This is a genomic window from Rhodoferax sp. GW822-FHT04A08, assembly GCF_058801025.1.
The window spans coordinates 79,094-100,014 of sequence record NZ_JBXAMW010000012.1 but is presented as its reverse complement, the minus strand read 5'-3'; the positions used below and the strand labels follow the sequence as shown (position 1 = coordinate 100,014).

Annotated in this window: 15 protein-coding genes; 5 read left to right on the top strand and 10 right to left on the bottom strand. The window is 61.0% G+C overall.

The annotated features are described in order from the left end of the window. Positions 1-30: 30 nt before the first annotated feature. From AC1RMF_RS20205 to AC1RMF_RS20195, 3 genes are all read right to left on the bottom strand, one after another. The gene (locus AC1RMF_RS20205) at positions 31-2,391 is read right to left on the bottom strand and encodes a DUF1631 family protein (RefSeq protein ID WP_493143862.1); all 2,361 of its coding nucleotides are present in this window, start codon (positions 2,389-2,391) and stop codon (positions 31-33) included. Positions 2,392-2,408: 17 nt separating this feature from the next. After that, a complete protein-coding gene (ettA, locus tag AC1RMF_RS20200) occupies positions 2,409-4,070 on the bottom strand; it encodes an energy-dependent translational throttle protein EttA (RefSeq protein ID WP_493143860.1) in 1,662 nt (553 codons plus the stop codon). Between the two features lie 75 nt (positions 4,071-4,145). Beyond that, the gene (locus AC1RMF_RS20195) at positions 4,146-6,371 is read right to left on the bottom strand and encodes a DUF1631 family protein (protein ID WP_493143858.1); all 2,226 of its coding nucleotides are present in this window, start codon (positions 6,369-6,371) and stop codon (positions 4,146-4,148) included. 312 nt (positions 6,372-6,683) lie between these two features. Between AC1RMF_RS20195 and AC1RMF_RS20190 the strand changes: the two genes are divergently transcribed. Both AC1RMF_RS20190 and AC1RMF_RS20185 read left to right on the top strand, forming a co-directional pair. Next, positions 6,684-8,417: a DEAD/DEAH box helicase gene (locus AC1RMF_RS20190; RefSeq protein WP_493143856.1), complete on the top strand. Its 1,734-nt coding sequence runs from the start codon at positions 6,684-6,686 to the stop codon at positions 8,415-8,417. 82 nt (positions 8,418-8,499) lie between these two features. Continuing rightward, a complete protein-coding gene (locus AC1RMF_RS20185) occupies positions 8,500-9,645 on the top strand; it encodes an HDOD domain-containing protein (protein WP_493143854.1) in 1,146 nt (381 codons plus the stop codon). A 27-nt stretch (positions 9,646-9,672) separates the two neighbouring features. On the opposite strand, the gene AC1RMF_RS20180 is transcribed toward AC1RMF_RS20185, so the two are convergent. Next, positions 9,673-10,056, bottom strand: coding sequence for a cupin domain-containing protein (locus AC1RMF_RS20180; protein ID WP_342618286.1), 384 nt, complete (start codon positions 10,054-10,056; stop codon positions 9,673-9,675). Positions 10,057-10,144: 88 nt separating this feature from the next. Here AC1RMF_RS20180 and gloA point away from each other — a divergent pair, with 88 nt between their 5' ends. Next, positions 10,145-10,537, top strand: coding sequence for a lactoylglutathione lyase (gene gloA / locus AC1RMF_RS20175; RefSeq protein ID WP_342618287.1), 393 nt, complete (start codon positions 10,145-10,147; stop codon positions 10,535-10,537). 16 nt (positions 10,538-10,553) lie between these two features. On the opposite strand, the gene AC1RMF_RS20170 is transcribed toward gloA, so the two are convergent. From AC1RMF_RS20170 to edd, 4 genes are all read right to left on the bottom strand, one after another. Further along, positions 10,554-11,006, bottom strand: coding sequence for a bacteriohemerythrin (locus AC1RMF_RS20170; protein ID WP_342621173.1), 453 nt, complete (start codon positions 11,004-11,006; stop codon positions 10,554-10,556). 51 nt (positions 11,007-11,057) lie between these two features. Beyond that, a complete protein-coding gene (locus AC1RMF_RS20165; protein WP_493143851.1) occupies positions 11,058-11,462 on the bottom strand; it encodes a bacteriohemerythrin in 405 nt (134 codons plus the stop codon). 150 nt (positions 11,463-11,612) lie between these two features. Next, positions 11,613-12,254, bottom strand: a complete 642-nt coding sequence (eda, locus tag AC1RMF_RS20160) for a bifunctional 4-hydroxy-2-oxoglutarate aldolase/2-dehydro-3-deoxy-phosphogluconate aldolase (protein ID WP_342618289.1) — start codon at positions 12,252-12,254, stop codon at positions 11,613-11,615. 31 nt (positions 12,255-12,285) lie between these two features. Further along, positions 12,286-14,127, bottom strand: a complete 1,842-nt coding sequence (edd, locus tag AC1RMF_RS20155) for a phosphogluconate dehydratase (protein ID WP_493143849.1) — start codon at positions 14,125-14,127, stop codon at positions 12,286-12,288. Positions 14,128-14,380: 253 nt separating this feature from the next. Between edd and AC1RMF_RS20150 the strand changes: the two genes are divergently transcribed. Together AC1RMF_RS20150 and AC1RMF_RS20145 are read left to right on the top strand one after the other, a co-directional pair. Then, positions 14,381-15,589, top strand: a complete 1,209-nt coding sequence (locus AC1RMF_RS20150) for a Do family serine endopeptidase (RefSeq protein WP_342618291.1) — start codon at positions 14,381-14,383, stop codon at positions 15,587-15,589. Positions 15,590-15,728: 139 nt separating this feature from the next. Continuing rightward, the gene (locus AC1RMF_RS20145) at positions 15,729-19,301 is read left to right on the top strand and encodes a DUF6701 domain-containing protein (protein WP_493143847.1); all 3,573 of its coding nucleotides are present in this window, start codon (positions 15,729-15,731) and stop codon (positions 19,299-19,301) included. Here the strand turns inward: AC1RMF_RS20145 and AC1RMF_RS20140 are convergent. After that, on the bottom strand, positions 19,298-19,858 hold the full coding sequence (locus tag AC1RMF_RS20140; protein WP_493143904.1) for a nucleotidyltransferase family protein: 561 nt from the start codon (positions 19,856-19,858) through the stop codon (positions 19,298-19,300). The two genes, AC1RMF_RS20145 and AC1RMF_RS20140, sit on opposite strands and share 4 nt — an antisense overlap. A gap of 37 nt (positions 19,859-19,895) precedes the next feature. Beyond that, complete coding sequence (locus AC1RMF_RS20135) at positions 19,896-20,906, bottom strand: XdhC family protein (RefSeq protein WP_493143845.1); 1,011 nt, start codon at positions 20,904-20,906, stop codon at positions 19,896-19,898. Between the last annotated feature and the right edge of the window lie 15 nt (positions 20,907-20,921).

Below are 20,921 nucleotides of genomic sequence, written 5' to 3'. Positions count from 1 at the left end.
ATCCCAACGACCCAGGAATCACCAACCCTGCTATTCCACGCTCCCCACACTGTTGCGTATGGCAGTCTGCGCCACGGCGTCCAAAGCACCTTCCACAAACGCCTGCCCCACGAGCAGCCGCATCTTGCCGGATGACAGCAATTTGTCACGCAATCGCCTGGACATGGACTGGGTATTGCCATAGGCACCGGTGAACAAGTACAAGGTGCCATGGGGGCTGGCCCAAGTCAACTGGATGCGGACCCATTCTTCGTTCACCTTCAATTCCACCCATGAACCCAGCGGCATGTCCACCTCTGCCAAAGCAGCCTGTTCCGGCACGATATTCATTTCGGGCAACAGCGGCTCGAAGGACGGCTCCGACGCCAGCGAAATCTCCGTCAGCCCCACAAAATTGGAGGCTTGGGCTTCCTGTGGCGCAATCCAGGGGTCTCCGTCATCTGGCAGCCGGCTGCGCTGGGAGGATGCCTCAGGCTCTGTCACCGGTGCAGTAGAAGCAGGTCGGAATGCCTGCTGATGAATGGTCATCAGCGACTCCAAAAATGCATCGGTACGCGCGTCCGGGTACTGGATGGTCTGCAAGCCTTCGCGCAGCGAAATCACCAGCCGTGGCACCAGACGCGTCAGTTTGGCCGGATTGGCGCGAGCCAGTTCGGGATGCGCGCTCCACAGCATCGCGGGAATCAAGCCCTCGAACTTTTCGGCAGCGGCAGAGCCCGCTCCCTGCTTGATGCGCGCCTGCGCGACCACCTGGGACCATGGGCCGCACAGGAAGTCCATCACGATTGCAGGCACTTGTGCCGCAGCGGAATGGCCTTCAATGCCACGTGCGATCTTTTCGGCCAGCAAATTGCGCGCTTCGGCATGGCTCAGCACCTCGACCGCAGCCAGATGGTCGCGCTCGGTGGTGTGCGCATCTTGTTTCCACTCCTGCTGCAAATCCGCCAACTTGCACTCGAATACTTCGGCGCTCTCTATAGGGGCCAGAAACAGAGGTCCCAAGGTGTCCTGCAGGCCCTTGTAAAAGGTCTCGAAGCCTGGCGCATGGATGGAATCGAAGGCCATGCTGCGCTGGCTCACTTCCTGCAATAGGTGCCGCGCCGGATGGTGCTTGTCGCTGAAGAAGCGCATGTCCACCAAGGCCAGACGTAACAACGCCGGCTCCAGATTGCGAATCACCTCACGTACCGGCTCCAACAAATGCGGATCATGCGCCATGTTGTCCACCATGAGCGTCACGACTTCCAGGCTCAGCGCCTGCGCCAGATCCTTAGCGCTTCTGCGCAACGCCAGCCGTTGACCTTCCAGCGTATGGGCCTGCGGCTGCGGCTGATTGCCGTTGATTTCGCGGCGCTGTTCCAGGCTTTGCACCACCCGCTCGACCTGCTTCATCTCGGTCAGGGCTTCCAGTGCAGCTGGAACGGTGGACTCAAATCCGTTATTCGGGGAATTGGCCGCCGCAAGGTCATCATCTTCGAATTGCCTGGAAAACTGCTCGGCAAACTGCTCCACACGGCCGGCGGGCTGGCTGGATATCGATTCGCCAGCCAGCAGCTTGCGCAACTTGTCCAGCGTCAGCAACGCGGAGTCGCTGCCAACGCCCTGCGCGGAAGGTCCCGAACCACCGGGCTGCGCACCGATGCCAGCCGCAGGCTTCTGGCCGCCATCAACAGCACCGCCCGGCACCGTCGCCGCCCCTCTGCCCCCGGACCGCACATTGGGCACGGCATAGGCCACGGAAACCACGCCTTCCTTGCGCAACTGGGCGCATAGAGCGGTGTAGAGCAAGCGCAGCTCCTGCCCCAGCGCAGCAGCCATTGCGTTGAACCACTGCGCCCGCATGGCCGCAGGAACCCGTGTCTCCTCCACCACCTCCTGCAGCGCCCGCACGTAGGACTCGGGCCGCAGAACGTTGGCCTCGACGCGCACCCGATCCATGCCCAGCACGCTGCAGATCAGCCGATCCAGGTCGGCAAGACTGGTCTCTGCGGCGAGCCTCACAACCTGCAAGACGCGTGCGATTGCCACGGTGCTGAGCACCTGGGTTTCGTCCATCAGCTCCAACTGGTCAAACTGCACCTCGGAGACGGACGTAGCCGATGCCTGTTTGGCGTTGTCCTGCCTGGAAAAGGCCCTGAGCAACGCTCCCGGATAGGCACTGCACAAAGCAGGTTCGTGTTTGCGCAGCATCTGGGCCGATTCGGCAATGGCCTGTCGATCGCCCAGGTCGCGCGATGCCGCTTCCTGCGTCTGCAAGATCTGACGGGCCAGGGCAATGATCTTGCCCAACAGCACCGAACCATCCGCTGAGGCCTGCTGCACCGTCTTGCGATAAATCTCCAGCCCGCGGGCTGCACCACCGCTGGAGACTTGGCTAGGCTCGGCTGGCACGTGTTAGCAGCGCAAGATTATTTGAGCGCCTTGTAGCGCATGCGCTTGGGCTTGGCGCCCTCTTCGCCCAGACGCTTCTTCTTGTCGGCTTCGTACTCCTGGTAGTTGCCGTCGAAGAAGGTCCATTGGCTGTCGCCTTCGGCGGCCAGGATGTGGGTCGCGATACGGTCCAGGAACCAGCGGTCATGGCTGATCACCAGCATGGTGCCGGCGAATTCCAGCAAGGCGTCTTCCAGGGCGCGCAGGGTTTCCACATCCAGATCGTTGGAAGGTTCATCGAGCATCAGCACGTTGCCACCGGCAATCAGCGTCTTGGCCAGATGCAGGCGTCCGCGCTCACCGCCGGAGAGCATGCCCACCTTCTTCTGTTGGTCGGAGCCGTTGAAGTTGAAGCGACCGCAATACGCGCGGCTGGCCATCTGGAACTTGCCCACATTGAGGATGTCCAGACCGCCGGAGACGTCTTCCCACACGGTTTTTTCGTTGGAGAGGTCATCGCGGTGCTGGTCCACGAAGGCCATTTTCACGGTCTGGCCGATCTTGACTTCACCCGAATCGGCCTTTTCCTTGCCGGCAATCAGCTTGAACAAGGTCGACTTGCCGGCGCCGTTGGGGCCGATGATGCCGACGATGGCGCCAGCGGGAATCTTGAAGCTCAGGTTGTCGATCAAAAGCCGGTCGCCAAAGGACTTGGACACGTTCACGAACTCGATCACCTCATGGCCCAGGCGGTCCGCCACGGGGATGAAGATTTCGTTGGTTTCGTTGCGCTTCTGGTATTCGTAGTCGCTTAGTTCCTCAAAGCGGGCCAGACGGGCCTTGCTCTTGGCCTGGCGCGCCTTGGGGTTCTGGCGCGACCATTCCAGTTCCTTCTTCAGGGCCTTGGCACGGGCCTCTTCACCCTTTTGTTCGGCTTCCAGACGGGCTTGCTTCTGTTGCAGCCAGTCGGAATAGTTGCCCTTGTAGGGAATGCCGGAGCCCCGGTCCAGTTCCAGAATCCATTCGGCGGCGTTGTCCAGGAAGTAGCGATCATGGGTGATGGCCACCACCGTGCCGGAGTAGCGCTGCAGGAACTGCTCCAGCCAGTCCACCGATTCGGCGTCCAAGTGGTTGGTCGGTTCGTCGAGCAGCAGCATGTCGGGCTTGGACAGCAGCAGGCGGCACAAGGCGACGCGGCGCTTCTCACCACCGGACAGCACACCAATGTTGGCTTCCCAGGGAGGCAGACGCAATGCGTCGGCGGCGATTTCCAGCTGGTGCTCGGAGTCGGTGCCCGCTGTGGCGATGATGGCTTCGAGCTCGGCCTGTTCGGCGGCCAGCGCGTCAAAGTCCGCATCTTCGGCGCCGTAGGCGGTATAGACCTCCTCCAGGCGTGCCTTGGCGGCAAAGACCTTGCCCATGCCGGATTCCACCGCTTCACGCACGGTCTGGGTCGGGTCCAGTTGCGGCTCCTGCGGCAGGTAGCCGATGTTCAGGCCCGTCATGGGAATGGCTTCGCCTTCGATTTCCTTGTCGATGCCGGCCATGATCTTGAGCAGGGTGGACTTGCCCGAACCGTTGGTTCCCAGCACACCGATCTTGGCACCCGGGAAGAAGGAAAGAGAGATGTCTTTGAGAATGTGGCGCTTGGGCGGCACGATCTTGCCGACGCGGTTCATGGAGAAAACGTATTGGGCCATTGCGATGCAGTGTGTTTGGAGAACGTAAAACCTGCATTATCGACTGCGCGGGGTCAAATGCCCCGCGACGCCCGCTTATTCGCCTTCTTTTCCGGACTTGGTGCGCAGTTCGTTATCCATGGCGGCCTGTGCCACGGCATCCAGTGCGCGGTCCATCACACGGGCATCCGTCACCAGACGGATGCGGCCAGCTTCCTTGAGCTTGTCCAGGGTGTGGCGCGACATGGAATGGGTGGTGCCTTTGCCGGAAATGAACAGGAACAAGGTGCGCTGCGGGCTGGCCCAGGTGAGCTGCGCCCGCACCCAGTCGTCACCCACCATCAAATCGACCCAGGCACCGGTCGTGAGGCGGTCCACCTGCCATACGCGCCGGTCGGCCCCCTCCAGATTTGCGATTGCGCCGTCTGAAGAAGCGGTGCGCAGTGCTGCAGCATCCATGTAGCCGGAGTCGGCCACTTCGGGCGCTGCCATCCAGAAACTGTCGGACACGTCCTCCGGCACCTTCTTGGCCGCCGGCACGGCTGCATCGTCCGAGCCTGCTGCCTTGGCCGCGTCTGCACCGTCCAGAACCTTTTCGTGGAAGGAGATCAACGCGTCGAAGAACGAAGACATGCGCTCCTGCGGAAATGAAATCAGGCCCAGGCCCCTGCGCAAGGTCACCAGCATCTCAGGCACCGTTGCCAGCAATCGCCCGGGGTTGTTCCGTATCAACTGCGGTTGAACACTCCAGAGCAACTCGTCCACCAGGGCCTGATAACCGCCCGGATCGACGGATCCATCGGTGAGATTGAGTTGGGCTTCGGCCACCACCTGCGCCCAGGGTCCGCGCACAAAGGCCGTCACAAAATGCGGCACCTGCATGTTTGCCATGCGCTCGGCAAATTGCTTGCTGTGGTTACGCGCCAGCAAATTGCGCTGCTCCGCTCGCAACAAACCGCGCGCCGCTTCTGCCGCGCGCTGCTGGCGCCCTCCCTCTTCCTGCGACCAGTCCTCTTCGATCTTGCGCAGAATGCGGGCAAAAGAGGCGGCTTCGGCCGCCGCGGTGGAGAGCACACGCACCGCATTGTCGAATGTCTTCTGGAAGGCCGCGTAGCCAGGTGCTACTTCATTGGCGAAGGCCAGGCTGCGATGGGTCATGCGGTCCAGAAATTGGCGTGCCGGATGGTGACGCTCGCTGAAAAAACGGCCGTCGTTCTGCGACAGCTCAATCAGCACCGGCTCCAGTGCCTGCAAGCTGGCACGCACCTGCGGCAACAGGCGGCGGTCCTTCATCAGGTTCTCCAGCATGAGCAACACGACCTCCCGCCCCAGTTGCTCACCCAGATGCCTGCGCTGTGTCTGTTCACTGGCAGGGTCCAACATATCCACCACCGGCATGGGCGCCGCCTTCGTCCGGCTGGCCTGGGTTTTGACGGCGCGATCGGACAGGCGCTTCATCATGGGCTCAACCAGCTTCAGGTCCTGCAGCGCTTCCAGCGAGGCCGGAATGGTGGCCGCGAAATCGACGCGATCATCGGGCACAGGATGGGGATCGAGCTCGCCACAGAGCAGACGCCGCAGTTTGTCCAGCGTCAGCATGGTGCGCGTCACGGTGCTGTCCTGGGATTTTTTCGGGTTCCACAGACCGGCAGTCTTGACCGAAGTCATATGCACCGGCTCCACTCCCTGAGAACGCAGCCACTCGATCACCTCGCGATACAGGCGGCTCAGACTCTGCCCCAGCAGGCCGGATGCGACGCCAATCATGCGCGAGCGGATGGCTGGCTCACCAATGAACTCCTCCAGGCAAGCGCGCAATGCCGCGCTGAAGGCTTCGGGCCTGAGCGGATTGAGCTGGGCCTGCACAGTGGACCACCCCATCAAATTGCTCATCATGGCGTTGAATCTGGGCAGCACCTCCTCCACGGCCATCATCACCGACTGCAGGCTGTGCGCGGCTTCGATGTTGGCATCGAGTTGCGCGGAGTCCAGAAACTGGAAGTCATCGAAATGCATGGCCTGGCGACCGGGCTGCACTTGGCTGCCGCCGCCCATGACCATTTGCCGCAAATGAGCAGCGTAGGAGGGCCGGACTTGCGCGGCCCGCTTGCATAAGGCGGCAATGGCTTCGCGGGTTGCGGCGTCCTTGATGGTGGCTGTCTGGCCCATGACTGGGTTCAGGGAAGCGTCGAGGCCAGTCAGCACATCGTCCATCAACGGCTCACTCTGCTCCAGCACCGCTTCCAGGCAGTCCTGCAATGTGGGCTGGTGAAATCCGGAATCGTGGGAGACGCCCAAACGGCGCAACTTGAATTTGCTCATCGTGAAGACATTTTGTCAGCACGCTGCAGCAGTGACTAGACCAGCCGCTCGGGCTTTCACAATAATTTACAAGCCGGCCCTCTCGCAGCCACAGATGCGCAGGCCGCAAACGTGTTTGCAAGCGCTCGTGCCCGCAACGTGCGACAATACGGGCATTGCGGCGCTTCAGTTGCCCGCAATGCCAGCACCTTGCTGGGGGCTCAACAACACATTGCGCCCCACCTTTTGAATCCATCTGCCTTTGACTGACCGCTTGGCTTTTCGCCAGTGGAACGGCCGGTACCCTGCGCCTGGAAAGGCGCCAAAAAACCAATGAACTTTGAAGAACTGAATCTGGCTGCGGCCATTCTGAAGGCCGTGCGCGAAGAGGGCTATGAAACCCCCACCGCCATTCAGGCACAAGCCATCCCCCTGGTCCTGGCCGGCCACGACCTGCTGGGCGGCGCCCAGACCGGCACCGGCAAGACTGCGGCATTTACCCTGCCCATGCTGCACCGTCTGACCATGAGCCGCAGCGCCCAGAACAAATTCGGCGGCACCGGCATCCGCGCCCTGGTGCTGACCCCCACACGTGAACTGGCGGCCCAAGTGGAAGAGTCGGTCCGCACCTACGGCAAATACCTGCAACTCACCAGTACCGTCATCTTTGGCGGCGTGGGCATGAACCCGCAAATCAGCAAGCTGAAAAAAGGCGTGGACATCCTGGTGGCCACTCCCGGCCGCCTGCTGGACCTGCAACAACAAGGCATGCTGGACCTGGGTCAGGTGCAGATGCTGGTGCTGGACGAGGCCGACCGTATGCTGGACATGGGCTTCATCCATGACGTCAAGAAGGTGCTGGCCCTGGTTCCCAAGGAAAAGCAAAGCCTGCTGTTCTCGGCCACCTTCAGCGACGAAATCCGCGATCTGGCCAACAACCTGCTCAAGAACCCACAGAGCGTGCAGGTCACGCCGCGCAACACCACCGTGCAGCGCATCACCCAGGTGATCCACCCCGTGGGTCGCGGCAAGAAGAAAGCTTTGCTGGCCCACATCATCAACCAGAACAACTGGAGCCAGGTGCTGGTGTTCACCCGCACCAAGTTCGGCGCCAACAACGTGGCCGAGTTCCTGGAGAAGAACGGCATCACCGCCATGGCCCTGCACGGCAACAAGAGCCAGGCCGCCCGTACCCAGGCTTTGTCGGGCTTCAAGACCGGTGCCGTGCGCGCCCTGGTCGCTACCGACATTGCGGCCCGTGGCATCGACATCGACGACCTGCCCCACGTGGTCAATTACGAGATCCCCAACGTCAGCGAAGACTATGTGCACCGCATTGGCCGCACTGGCCGCGCTGGCGCCGATGGTGCCGCCGTCAATCTGGTGTGTCTGGACGAAGAAGGCTTCATGCAGGACATCGAGCGCTTCACCAAGCAGAACATTGAAGTCAAGGTCGTTGAAGGCTTTGCGCCCGAACCGGGTGAAAAGGCCGAACCCATTGCCATGGGCCGCCAGACCATCTGGGGCGGCGCTGGCAAGCCGCCCAGCCGCGACGTCATGCAGGCGGCCGCCAAGGCAGCCCGCACCGAGATGCTGCAACGCGTACGCGACAACAAGGGTGCTGCAGGTGCCGGCAACGGTGGCGGACGTGGCAACAACGGCGGCCAAGGTGCCAGCCGTGGCCGCAACGGTGGCAATGGCGCAGGCCAGGGCGCACCGCGCGGCGACCGCAATGACCGCAATGACCGCAATGGTGAATTCCAACCCCCTCGCCCACAAGGCCAACGCCCGGCGCATGCGCAAGGCCGCGGTGGCCGTCCCGGTGGCGCCATGCCCCAGCCCGCAGGCTTTGCCAATGAACCACGTGAACCGCGCGTACCCGGCGGCCAGCCGGACCCAATGCGTACCAGCGTCGACATGATGGCCGAGCGCGGTGCCCGACGCAGCTATGGCGGTGGCAACCGCAATGGCGGCGGCGGTGGATATGCTGGTGGACGTAGTGACAGCTTCGGTCGCCCCAGCAATGGTCCGCGCGGCCCGCGCGGTCCGGGTTCGTCCAACCGCTAAAGAAGCAAGCTGCCAAAAATAGTCCAAAATCGGTTCCCATAAACGGCGCAATTTGCGCCTCAGGCCTAGGGAGCCGATTGACGTGACATATATAACTTTGGCGTTGGCCGTGCTGGCCGCCGTGGGGATTGTTTTTCTGCTCAAGAAAGGCGGATCCGCGCCCAAGGCGTCTGTACGGCATCCGGTGAGCGGGCCGGCAACGCCGCCGTCCATGCCGACTGCCAAAGTGCCCGCTGCGGCCCAGCCTGCCATGCGCAGCATCGTCCGCGTCGCCAATCCACACATCGAAGCCATGCTCAAAGGCTTTGAGTTCACCCGCAGCGCCGACCTTTCCGAGGAAGAGGCCCAAGCGGTGGTGGACATGCTGGTGCGCATACCGCGGCCGCCGAGCGCGTTGCACAAGCTGGTTTCACCAGAGTTCCTGGCTTCGGCCAACACCTCGGAACTGAGCGAGATCGTGATGGCCGAGCCGCAGATCGCCGCCAAGGTCCTGGTAGTGGTGAACTCCCCCTTCTACGGTCTGAAGTCGCCCTTGAGCAGTATTGGCCAAGCGGTGACCTTCATGGGCATGAACACGGTGCGCAGCATCTGCCTTCAGTACATGCTGGATGAGTCCTTCCAATCCGAGGACCCTGAAGTCAAGAAGATCTTCGATGGGCTCTGGAACGCCAGTGCCTTTGCCAGCGAGCTCTGCTACAAGTTGGCCCAACTGCTGCAGTTGCCCGAACCCGGTACCCTGGTAACCCAGGTCGTTCTGTCCTTTCTGGGCCATGTGGCCAGCCACTCCCTGCTGCCCAAGAGTCTGGTCATGCCCATGATGGCCAAGGGCATGCTGGAGCGCGCCCGCGTGGAGCAGCGTGAACTGGGGCTCAGTGCGGCCGAAATCGGCAGCCTGCTGATGCGCGAATGGGAGCTGCCCGACAGCATCGTGAACAATGTGCGTGACATTGATTCCGTGCTGGTCACACCCTGCGACAGCACCCAGCTGCAGCGCAGCACCCGCATGGCGTTTTGCTACGTGTGCGCAAGGCTGGGCGAACGCTTGGCTTACGGCGAGATCAAGGACCTGTCGACGTTCGATCTATCACAGGAGCACAGCGTGGAGTTTTTCCATGTGCACTCTTACCTGAGCCTGCCCACTCTGACGCGTCTCAATGAGTTCCTGCATTTGCCGGAGGTAGTCGCTTCCATTAACGCCATGGTTTTCAACATGCAATTGCGCAAGTGAGACGCCCTCTGGCATGCCCGTGAGCGGCTAGCCCCTGACGAACAGAGTCTGCAAGGGCTCAGCGCCAACTTGCCGGCTCCAGTGTCCGTGTACCGTCGGGTCGAATACAGCACCCTCGGGCAACACGTCTGCCGAATAGAAATGCTCACCCGGCTTGAAGATGCGAGACTCTCCGCCCTGGATACCAATTTCCATCTGACCGGCCAGGATGAAAACCCATTGGGGTGCTCCGGTGCAATGGAAGGAGCTGCGAAACCCCACCGGACTCACACGCAGCTGAAAGCCGCCGGAAGCAAACACTTCGGTCAACATGGACTGCGGGTTGCCTTGCGTATAAGGTATGCGGTCCTCGCGAAAACGGGCACGTCCATCGACGTCGGTAAACAAAACAACTTGGGTGAAATAGGTCATCGCGTACTCTCAAGAATGGACTGGTCTGGCGTCCGACATTCTGCCGCACGGCATGCGCAGGGCAATGAATTGCGCCACAATCTGCGGCATGCAATTCCTACACACCATGCTGCGCGTTGGCAATCTTCAACGCTCCATCGACTTCTATACCCAGGTGCTGGGCATGAAACTGCTGCGGACTTCGGAGAATCCCGAATATAAGTACACCCTGGCGTTTCTGGGCTTTGAAGCAAACCCGGCACAAGCTGAAATCGAACTCACCTACAACTGGGGCGTGGAACAGTACGAGATGGGCACCGCCTACGGTCACATTGCGCTGGGCGTAGAGGACGCCTATGCGTCCTGCGAAAAGATCAAGGCTGCCGGTGGCAATGTGACGCGTGAAGCCGGGCCAGTCAAGGGTGGCACGACGGTAATCGCATTTGTCACAGACCCGGACGGATACAAGATCGAGTTGATTCAACTGAACTCGAGGAAGTAACTGCGACGCCCGGCGCTCAAGGTTCGCCACCCTGCAAGAGGAACTTTTCGTAAAGGTCCTCGCCAATAGGTCTTTGCAATGACGACTTCACGTAGGTGGCAATTTGCAGGTCTTCATTGATCACGTGCTTTGAAAACCATTCGTGGAGCTCATACAGAACGTCTTCCGGGAACTCGACGCCATGTTGAATTCTTGACAACTGCACCTGGATCTCGATCAGCAGTTCCGTGTGGATTCTTGCGTGCTTCTCCACATCGGGATAGCCGATCTCGTGCATGAGGTTTTGCTCGCTGATGAAGTGGAATTCGGTGAATTTCTTCACCTCCAGCAGCACCCGACGGACGGTGCGTTGCGGTTGCCCCGTCTTGATGGCGATATCCAGCTTTCGACACAGCAACATCAACATGCGGTGCTGCGTGTCTATCAGGGCGTTTCCCAGCGCAAGCTCTTCCTTCCATTGGATAAACATCAAGCCCTTTCGTTGTTCATTCTTGGTGCGGTCAGTGACGCGACTGCCAATTCAGCTCAATTCGCCCCGCATGGTCTCCTGGGTTTCCATATAGTCGGCAAGCTTTGAATCGTCGGCTGGAATATGTTCCAGGGCCCAGTGCCTGATGAACTCCTCCAGCGCTTTCTTGTCCAGAGAATCGTTCAGGATTTGCTCCTTCACTTCCTGCAAGCGGTGGGTCAGCACCTGATGCGAGCGCACATGCTGCGCATATCCGGGGAAGTTCACGGCCCGCATCAGCGACTCTTCGTACACGAAATGGCTTTGCGTATATTCAAATAGGCTTTCCGCACACTGCAACTGCTCTTCCTTTGAACTGGCTCCCAAAAAGCGGTTGGCGATCCTGAAAAGTTGCCGATGCTGGTGGTCAATCTGCTGATTGCCAATGTTGAAAGTGTCATTCCAGTGGATTGTCATGACTGCTCCTGATTCGAATGATTCATCACACTCTACGACATTTGGATGGCAATGACACTTGTTTGACGCCCGGGCGATGAGCCTCAGCTCCTTCTTCAATGAAAAAGGGGCCGCAGCCCCTTTTGAATGGATAGGTGCAGACAGAACCGCCTACTTGCGCAGGCTTTGCGTGTCCTTGGCCAGTTGGGTAATGCGCGCCCACTCGCCCTTTTGTACAGCATCGGCCGGCACCAGCCAGGAGCCGCCCACGCAGACCACATTCGGCAGAGCCAGGAATTCGGGGGCGTTCTGCAGCGTCACACCGCCGGTTGGGCAGAAGCGCACATCAAAGAATGGGCCGCTCCAGGCCTTGAGCATGGCAGGTCCACCAGCTTGCATGGCGGGGAAAAACTTGAGTTCGGTAAAACCGTCTTCCTGCGCCATCATGATTTCGCCGCCAGTCGCCACTCCGGGCAGCAGGGACAAACCGGCGTCGCGACAGGCCTGACCCACGGTGGAGGTGTAGCCGGGGCTGACAGCAAAGCGCGCGCCAGCAGCCGCGGCGGCCTGCGCATCGGCCTTGGAACGCACGGTTCCGGCACCCACCACGGCCTCGGGCACATCTCTGGCAATGGCTTCGATACAGGCCAGCGCCTGCGGCGTGCGCAGCGTCACTTCCAGCATGCGGATGCCACCGGCCACCAGGGCGCGGGCCATGGGAACGGCGTGCGCCACGTCGTTGAGGACGATGACCGGGATCACCGGTGCATCGGTCATCACTTGCAGGGCAGAAAATTTCTCGGAAGTGCTCATCTCGATTCCTTGGTCAAAAAAGTTCGGTGCATCAGAACCAGGTGCAGGCACCCTGCTCCGCTGCCAGCGCGTTGCGGCGCATATTGGCAAACAGTTCGCGGCCCATACCCACACCATTGGCTGCACGCAGCGCTTCGGGCATGGCAGCCAGGGGACGGGCTTCCCATTCGGCCGGGTCCACCAGGGCCTGAACCATCTCTGCATTGGCATCAAGGCGAATCACATCGCCATCGCGCACCTTGGCCAAAGGACCGCCAGCTGCTGCTTCGGGCGACATATGGATGGCTGCAGGTACCTTGCCAGAGGCGCCGCTCATGCGCCCATCCGTTACCAGCGCCACCCGGAAACCCTTGCCCTGCAACACAGCCAACGGTGGTGTGAGCTTGTGCAATTCCGGCATGCCATTGGCCTGGGGCCCTTGCCAGCGCACCACGCACACCACATCGCGGTCCAGCTCGCCCGCCTTGAAGGCTACGTGCAAGGCTTCCTGTGAGTCGAATACCCGACACGGCGCTTCGATAACGTGGCGATCTTCCGGCACCGCCGAAATCTTGATCACGCTACGACCCAGATTGCCCTGCAGCAGCTTGAGTCCGCCGCTGGTGCTGAAAGGTTGAGATGCGGGACGCACCACGCTCTCGTCCTTGCTGGCACCGGCTTCGGTCCATTGCAACTTGCCCTGCGCATCGGCCGCAGGAATGGATGCGAATTCGCGCAAGCCACCGCTGCGCACGGTGAGCACGTCGGCATGCATGAAGCCCGCGTCCAGCAGCTGGCCGATCACGAATCCAGGGCCGCCTGCGGCCTGGAACTGGTTCACATCGGCACTGCCATTGGGATACACGCGGCTGAGCAAAGGCACCACATCGGACAGCGCAGAAAAGTCGTTCCAGTCAATGATGATGCCGGCCGAACGGGCCACGGCCACCCAGTGGATCAGGTGGTTGGTGGAGCCGCCGGTGGCCAGCAAGGCCACCATGGCGTTGACGATGCAGCGCTCGTCCACCAGCTTGCCAATGGGCGCGAAGCGCTTGGCCTTGGTGATGGACAGCACGGTGCGCACGGCCTCGCGGGTCAGCTCTTCGCGCACCGCATTGCCAGGGTTGATGAAGGCAGTGCCAGGCACATGCAAGCCCATGGCTTCGAGCAGCATCTGGTTGCTATTGGCCGTGCCATAGAAGGTGCAGGTGCCGGGGCCATGGTAGGCGGCGGATTCCGCCGCCAGCAACTCCTCGCGGCCCACCAGACCCTGTGCTGCCTTTTCACGCACCTTGGATTTTTCATTGTTGGACAGGCCCGATGTCATCGGCCCGGCAGGGATGAACACGGTCGGCAGGTGACCGAAGTGCAAGGCGCCAATCAGCAGGCCTGGCACGATCTTGTCGCACACACCCAGCATGAGGGCCGCATCAAACACATCGTGGCTGAGCGCAATGGCGGTGGCCATGCCAATGGTGTCGCGGCTGAAGAGGCTGAGCTCCATGCCTTCAAAGCCCTGTGTCACGCCGTCGCACATGGCGGGCACGCCACCTGCCACCTGAGCGGTGGCGCCCAGGTGGCGGGCTTCGGTCTTGATGATGTCGGGATAGTGCTGCAGCGGTGCGTGGGCGGAAAGCAAGTCGTTGTAGGCGGTGACGATGCCGATGTTGGGAGCCTTTTCTGCCACCACCTTGAACTTGTCGTTGCCGGGCAAGGCAGCGAAGGCATGCGCCACATTGGCGCAACCCATGCGCTCGGCGCCGGGCTTGCGCTGGATGGCCGCATCCACTTGCGCGAGGTAGGCACCGCGCGTCGGTGCACTGCGCTCCTGGATGCGGCGGGTCACCGCTTCAACGACGGGGTGGAGTGCGGGTGCGGAGTTGGATGTGGCCATGGCGGGTTTTCCGGAAAGGTTGTAACTAAATTACATGATGGATGGTAACTTGGAAATCCCTGCTTGGGAATGCCTGGAGTTACCAGCGGGGTACAGAACCGTGGGCTCCAGCGGGCCCACGTCCTCGCTTTTTCGTTCACAAAACTTTGCAAAACCCTTGCCAAAGTTTGACGCATTGGCGGCATCTTCAACCGTTGCAAAAACTGAGGCCAGACCCTATCTGATCCGTGTTTTTGGCAAAGGAGCATCCACCATGGAAAGATCACGCACATATCCCTTGTTCCGCATGACCATTGCCGCCCTGCTGGTCGCCACGTCCTTCATTGGCGGTTACGCCTATTCGCAGCGCAGTACCGCCACGGCAACAGTTGCCGCCCCAACTGAGCAGAGCGTTGCGGCAGGCACGCCAACCACGCGTTACGCCATCGGCGCCGACTTTGCCGACCTGGCCGCACAGCAGGGTCCGGCCGTGGTGAACATCAGCGTGTCCGGCAAGGTAAAGACCCGCTTTTCCGGCTGGCAGCGCGGCATTCCCGACGGCGACCCCAATGACCCCTTTGCCGAGCTGTTTCGCCGCTTCCAGGCACCTCAACCCAGCGAGACGCCGGTGCATGCGCTGGGCTCGGGCTTTATCGTGGACCCCAGTGGCTTGATCCTGACGAATGCCCACGTGGTAGCCAACGCCGATGAGGTGACGGTCAAGCTCACCGACACACGCGAATTCAAAGCCAAGGTGGTGGGCAGCGACAAGCTGTCGGACGTTGCCGTGCTCAAGATCGATGCCCGCAACCTGCCCACGGTACGAATCGGCGACCCGCAACGCGCACGCGTAGGTGAATGGGTAGTGGCCATCGGCTCGCCTTTCGGCCTGGAGAACACGGTGACTGCCGGCATCGTGTCGGCCAAGTCGCGCACCCTGCCCGACGAGGGCTATGTGCCATTCCTGCAGACTGATGTGCCCATCAACCCCGGCAATTCCGGCGGTCCGCTGTTCAACATGTCCGGTGAGGTGATTGGCATCAACTCGCAGATCTACAGCCGTAGCGGCGGCTACCAGGGACTGTCGTTTGCCATTCCGATTGATGTAGCGATGAAGGTGGAGCGCCAGCTGGTGGACCATGGCAAGGTCAGCCGCGGCAGATTGGGAATTGGCATTGAGCCGGTCAATGCCGAGCTGGCCAAAACCCTTGGCCTGGACAAACCCACCGGCGCCATGGTCGGCTCAGTGGAGCGCGGCAGCCCAGCGGACAAGGCCGGTGTAACGCCGGGTGACGTGGTGCTGCAATTCAACGGCAAGACCATAGACCGCGCCAACGAACTGCCTCCGATGGTCAGTGACCTGACGCCCGGCTCCAAGGTCAAGGTCCAGGTTTGGCACCAAGGCAAGAGCCGGGAACTGAGCGTCGTGCTGGGCGAGCTCAAGGTGGCCCGCAATGACGCTGCAACAGATTCCGACAACTGACGATCTTTGAGGCTGAGTGGCAGGGCAAAATCCTGCCACTCAGCCGTCGACCGGCCCGAGGAGAGGCATCTCCGAACGGTTTTGGCGAATGGCCCAGCGCATAGAATGACTCGCAAGATCAACCCAGGTATGCGCTGAAGTGAAATTGCAGATCAAGCTCTTCTTATTGGCGATTTGCTTCAGCTTTGCAGGTTCGATCTCTGCCGCCGTCAGCGTGGTGGCAGCGAACTCATCCACCACAGGGGCTACCGCCTCCACCACCTTGAGCATTGCACCGCTTGGCTCCGCCACCCGTGCGGATGTGATGCTGATGCAACTGACGATGGACAACGCAAGCACCAGCGTCACTGGCATAGGCGCTGGCTGGACCGAACTATCGACCATTGCACAGAGCACCACCGGCCTGCAGCAACGCATGTACTACAAGGTGCGCTCCAACACCGAGCCGGCCAGCTACACCTGGACCTTTGCCAGTGCGGTACATGCCACCTTGATACTGCTGGATGCCCGCGGCGTGGATACCAGCGTTCCCGTCAATGCCTACAGCTCGGGTACCAGTTCAGGGACCACCATCACGGCGCCGGAAGTGGCGGCGCAAAGCGCCAATTCACTTCTCGTTGGCTTTTTTGCGAGCGCTTCATCCTCCAGCGCCATTTCCATATCCACCGGGACCATGGTCATCCCCAGCAATGGCAGCGCAACCGCCGGGTCCGGAGTTGCTGCAGCGCTTGCCACCGAAACCTATGGTGCCAGCGGGCTGACCGGCGTCCGATCGGCAAGCGGCGCCAACGCAGCCAATATCGGGCAGATGGTCGCACTGACGGCAGCAAATGCGCCCACCTGCTTTACCGACAACTTCGCCCGCTCTTCGTTGGGCAGTGATTGGGTTACGAGCAACTCCAAAGGCGGGTTCAACCCGCTGATCAATACGAGCAAGAATCGGCTGCAACTGACTCAGAACACCGGCAACCAGGCCACACTGGCCATCCTTCAGCGCCTCTTCCCTGCAGCAGGCAATCTGGTGCAAGTCACGTTTCAGCATTACGCCTATCCCAACAGCAGTGGAGCAGACGGCATCGTCACGATCTTTTCAGACGCCAAGGTCAATCCGGTTGCCGGCGGCAGCGGCGGCTCTTTGGGCTATGCCCAATACAGCAGCCCTGCCAATTCACCGGGCTTTACCGGCGGATGGTTGGGTGTTGGTATTGACGAATTCGGCAACTTCTCCAACCCCACGGAAAACCGCTATCTGGGTCCGGGCGCCAAATCCAATTCGATCACCATCAGAGGACCGTCCAACTCTTTCTACACGTCAGGCACCGCAAGCAACTATGCCAATGGCTATCCGTACCTGACGAGCGCCAACAGCCTCTCCCCCGCCCTCAGCTCGTCCACTGCGAGCGGTGGCCCTGGTGACTATTTCCGCATCTCCATTGATTCGCGGGTTCCTGGTGAGCAATGGATTCAGGTGGAGCGCAGCACAGACGGCACGACGTACTCCACACCAGTCAACTATTTCAATCTGATGGCCGCGCTCCAAAGCGTATTTGGCGCCAGCACACAACTGCCCTCCATTCCAACGAATTTCTGGTTGTCGTTTTCCGGCGGCACGGGTGGCTCCACCAATATCCACGAGCTCACCAATCTGCAGGTCTGCGCCACCAAGATGGTTTCGGCCAGCCCGGTGATCAACCACTTCCGATTCGAGCTGCCCGTCCGGAACGGCGTGGTGGGATCGATGGATACCTGTCAAGCGGCAACCATGAAGGTGACCGCCTGCACGGCTGCCAGCCCGGCCTGCTCCCCGCTTACAGGAACAGATGTCTATGTGACCTTAAAACCGACTGGCTGGGTTGGCGGCGACTCTGTCACCCTGCTCAACGGCCAGGCCACCTTGCAGTTATCCCAGACCAGCAGCGGAACCATCACGCCCGACATCGACCGGACCAAAACCATCTTCCCAGCCATGGTCAACAGCAGTACCGCATCGGATTGCGTAGCACCAGGAGGCACCACTACCAACAACACCATACCCTGCTCCATCACGGTGAGCCAGTCCACTTCTGGATTTGGCGTGACGTTTCCAACCGCTTCGGTTCAGTCATGCGCGGATTCCGGATTGGTAACCATCAAGGCCTGCAGCGCGAGCTACGCCAGCACGACCAAAAACCTGCAGTACTGGTTCAGCTATACCGACCCCTCTTCCGGCACCTTGCCGGTCACACTGAGCACCGACAGTTGGGTGACGACCAAGACCTTGAGCAATGCAACGCCCACCAGCAACACCAGCCCGGCCACCATCAGCGCCACGTTTGACAGCTCGGCACAGGCCAAGGTACGCATCAAATACTCCGACGTGGGCAAGGTCACCCTGAACGTGCGGGACTCTGCGGCGACCACGGTGACGGGCAGCTCATCCGTCATTTTTGCGCCAGCCAGTTTTGCAATCACCGCCATCAAGGACATGGCGGGCAATTCCAACCCTGCTGCCGCCGATGCCAATGGCTCCAGGTTTGTGTCAGCTGGCTCGTCGTTTCGGGTGACGGCCCAGGCACTCAATGGCTGCGCCACACCATCGGTCACACCCAATTTCGGACAGGAGTCCGCCAAGGAAGGTATTGCGCTGGCCCAGTCCCTTCCTTCTGGCCTGAATCTGAACGACAACCCCGCCATCACTGTGGTGAGCGACTTCAGCTTTACCAATGGCGTAGGAACCGCCACTGTGAGCTGGTCGGAGGCCGGGATAGTGCAGCTCACACCCAATCTGAAGTCTGGCAATTACATGGGAACGGTCAATGTCACGGGCACTTCCAGCGGAAATATCGGGCGGTTTTATGCGGATCACTTCGATGTGAGTGCAAGCAACTCCTGCAACAGCTTCACCTATGACAGACAACCGTTCACCAGCGTCACTGTGACAGCCAAGTCCTCTGATGGCAGAACTCTGCTCAACTATGCGGGCAACAGCTCCAATCCGGCACTGAATTTCGCACGCGTGGTTACGCTTACCGACAGCACCGGGTATGGAACCCTGCCGCAGGTGCCCGCCGCCAACTTCAGCGGCAATGGCGTCGCGTCACTCACCGGTGCCGCTGCCGCCTACACCTTCAACGTCAACCCCACCGCGCCGATCACGGCGTCCATAGGTGCTGCAGATACCGACAATCCGACGTCTATCGGAGCGAAAGTCAATATGCCCATTCGCAGCGGCCGTGTGCGCATGTCCAACGCCTATGGTTCCGAGCTGCTGGATCTCGCCTTACCCATGTGGTCCGAGTACTACAGCGGAACCTACTGGACCAAAAATACAGCGGATACCTGCACCACGCTGGTGAGCCCGTACCTGGTTTTTTCAGGGACCAACACCACGCTGCAGGCCAATACCTGCGTATGGGATAGCGGCAGCCCCGGCGCTTCCGGCAAGGGTTGCACTGCTGCTGCAACCGGCTCCAAGGCCAACCGGAAATTTCTGCAAGGCGGTGTCACAGGTACCGACAGCAGTGGAACAGCAGGCTTTGCTGGCAATTTCAATGTCTGGCTCAAGGCGCCAGGCGCTGGCAATACCGGAGGCAGTAACAAGACCATGACGGTGACCGCGACAGTGCCGGACTGGCTGATGTACAACTGGGGCAGTGGCGTGGCCGCGCCTTCAGCGCGGGCCAGCTTCAATGTCTATAGAAACCCGCTGATCTACTCCCGCGAAAACTATTAGGGCTGGCGCAGCGCACCGGATTGCAGCAACTGCGCAGCATCAGCAAGGTCTTGCAGAGTGTCAATATCGGTCACACAACCCCGATCCCGCACCGACAACTCAACCGCATTGAACCGGGACACCAGGGGCGCAGCGCCTCGGCTGCCACTCAAACCCGCCAGTGCATCGCCGCAGGCACGCGCAAAACGCACCGGATGCCCACGCTGCCCTTCAAACAAGGGCACCAGCACCTCGGCGTCCGGATAGGAAGTCGCCAGTTCCAAGAGCGTTTGGGGAGCAATCAGCGGCAGGTCAGCAGGCAATATCAACCAGCCTGCCGCATCACGGGTGGCACGCACGGCGGCGGCAATCGAATCCCCCATGCCGGGGTGACCCGCATCCTCCAGGTGCCAGTGCAAACCGGTGGCGCGCAAGGCGTCCAAGGTGCGTTGCAACACCGTTTTCCCCACCAGGTCTGCCTGCAACTTGTGGACGCGGCCGCCCGACGCGGTGAAGCGCTCGCCCCGGCCGGAGGCAAGCACCAGCACGGTGGGTAGTGATGCACGGTCTACCGGCAAAGACAATGCGGCTCTTTCTTCAACCCTGGCAACAGGTTCACGCAACCGCGCAGGCGGACACACTGGAAGCCGCGGCGGTACTCACCGCGTTCTTCACCTGGACGATCTCGGCCAGGATGGACACGGCAATTTCCGCAGGTGTGCGCGCACCAATGCGCAAACCCACAGGACCATGCAGCCGTTCCAATTGGTGGGCCGTCATATCAAAGTGCTCGGCCAAGCGCTTCTTGCGCGCTTCCTGGTTGCGCCGTGATCCAAGTGCCCCCACGTAGAACGCCTCGCTGTCCAGGGCCTCCAACAGCGCCATGTCGTCAAGCTTGGGATCATGCGTCAGCGCGACGATGGCGGTGTGCGCATCGGGCTGAATTTCGCGCACCACGTCATCGGGCATGCCATGCACGCGGCGCACGTTGGCCATGGGCCGCTCGAACAGCGTGTGGGCATACTCCTCGCGCGGATCGCACACCAGCACCTCGAAGTCCAGCGCACTGGCCATGCTGGCAACCGTCTGCGACAACTGGCCTGCCCCAATGAGCAACAGGCGCCAGCGTGGCCCGAACAAGGTGGTCAGCACCAGGCCGTCGAATCGCATGGCCTGGCCACGCTGTGCCGGTTTCAGGACCACCTCACCGGTGGACAGCGTCAGCGAGCGCGACACCAACTGGTGCTCTGCCGTGCGTTGCAGCACCTCCTCAATCCAGCCAGTAGCCATGAGAGGCTCCTGCACCAGACGCAGGGTGCCGCCGCAGGGCAAACCGAAACGCGCCGCTTCTTCCTTGCTCACACCGTAGGCGATCATGCCGGGCTTGGTGGTGCGCTCGGCTTCAGGCTGGTTCAGCGAGGCCTTGGTCCGGCTGATCAGGTCGTCCTCCACACAGCCGCCGGATACCGAACCACTGACCACACCGTCGTCGCGCACCGCCAATAGCGCCCCGGGCGGGCGCGGCGCGCTGCCCCAGGTTTCCACCACGGTCACCAGCGTGACCGCGTGGCCTGCGCGGCGCCAGGCCAGCGCGTCCTCCAACACCCTCAGGTCAAGACTTTCCATGTCGTGCCTTTACAC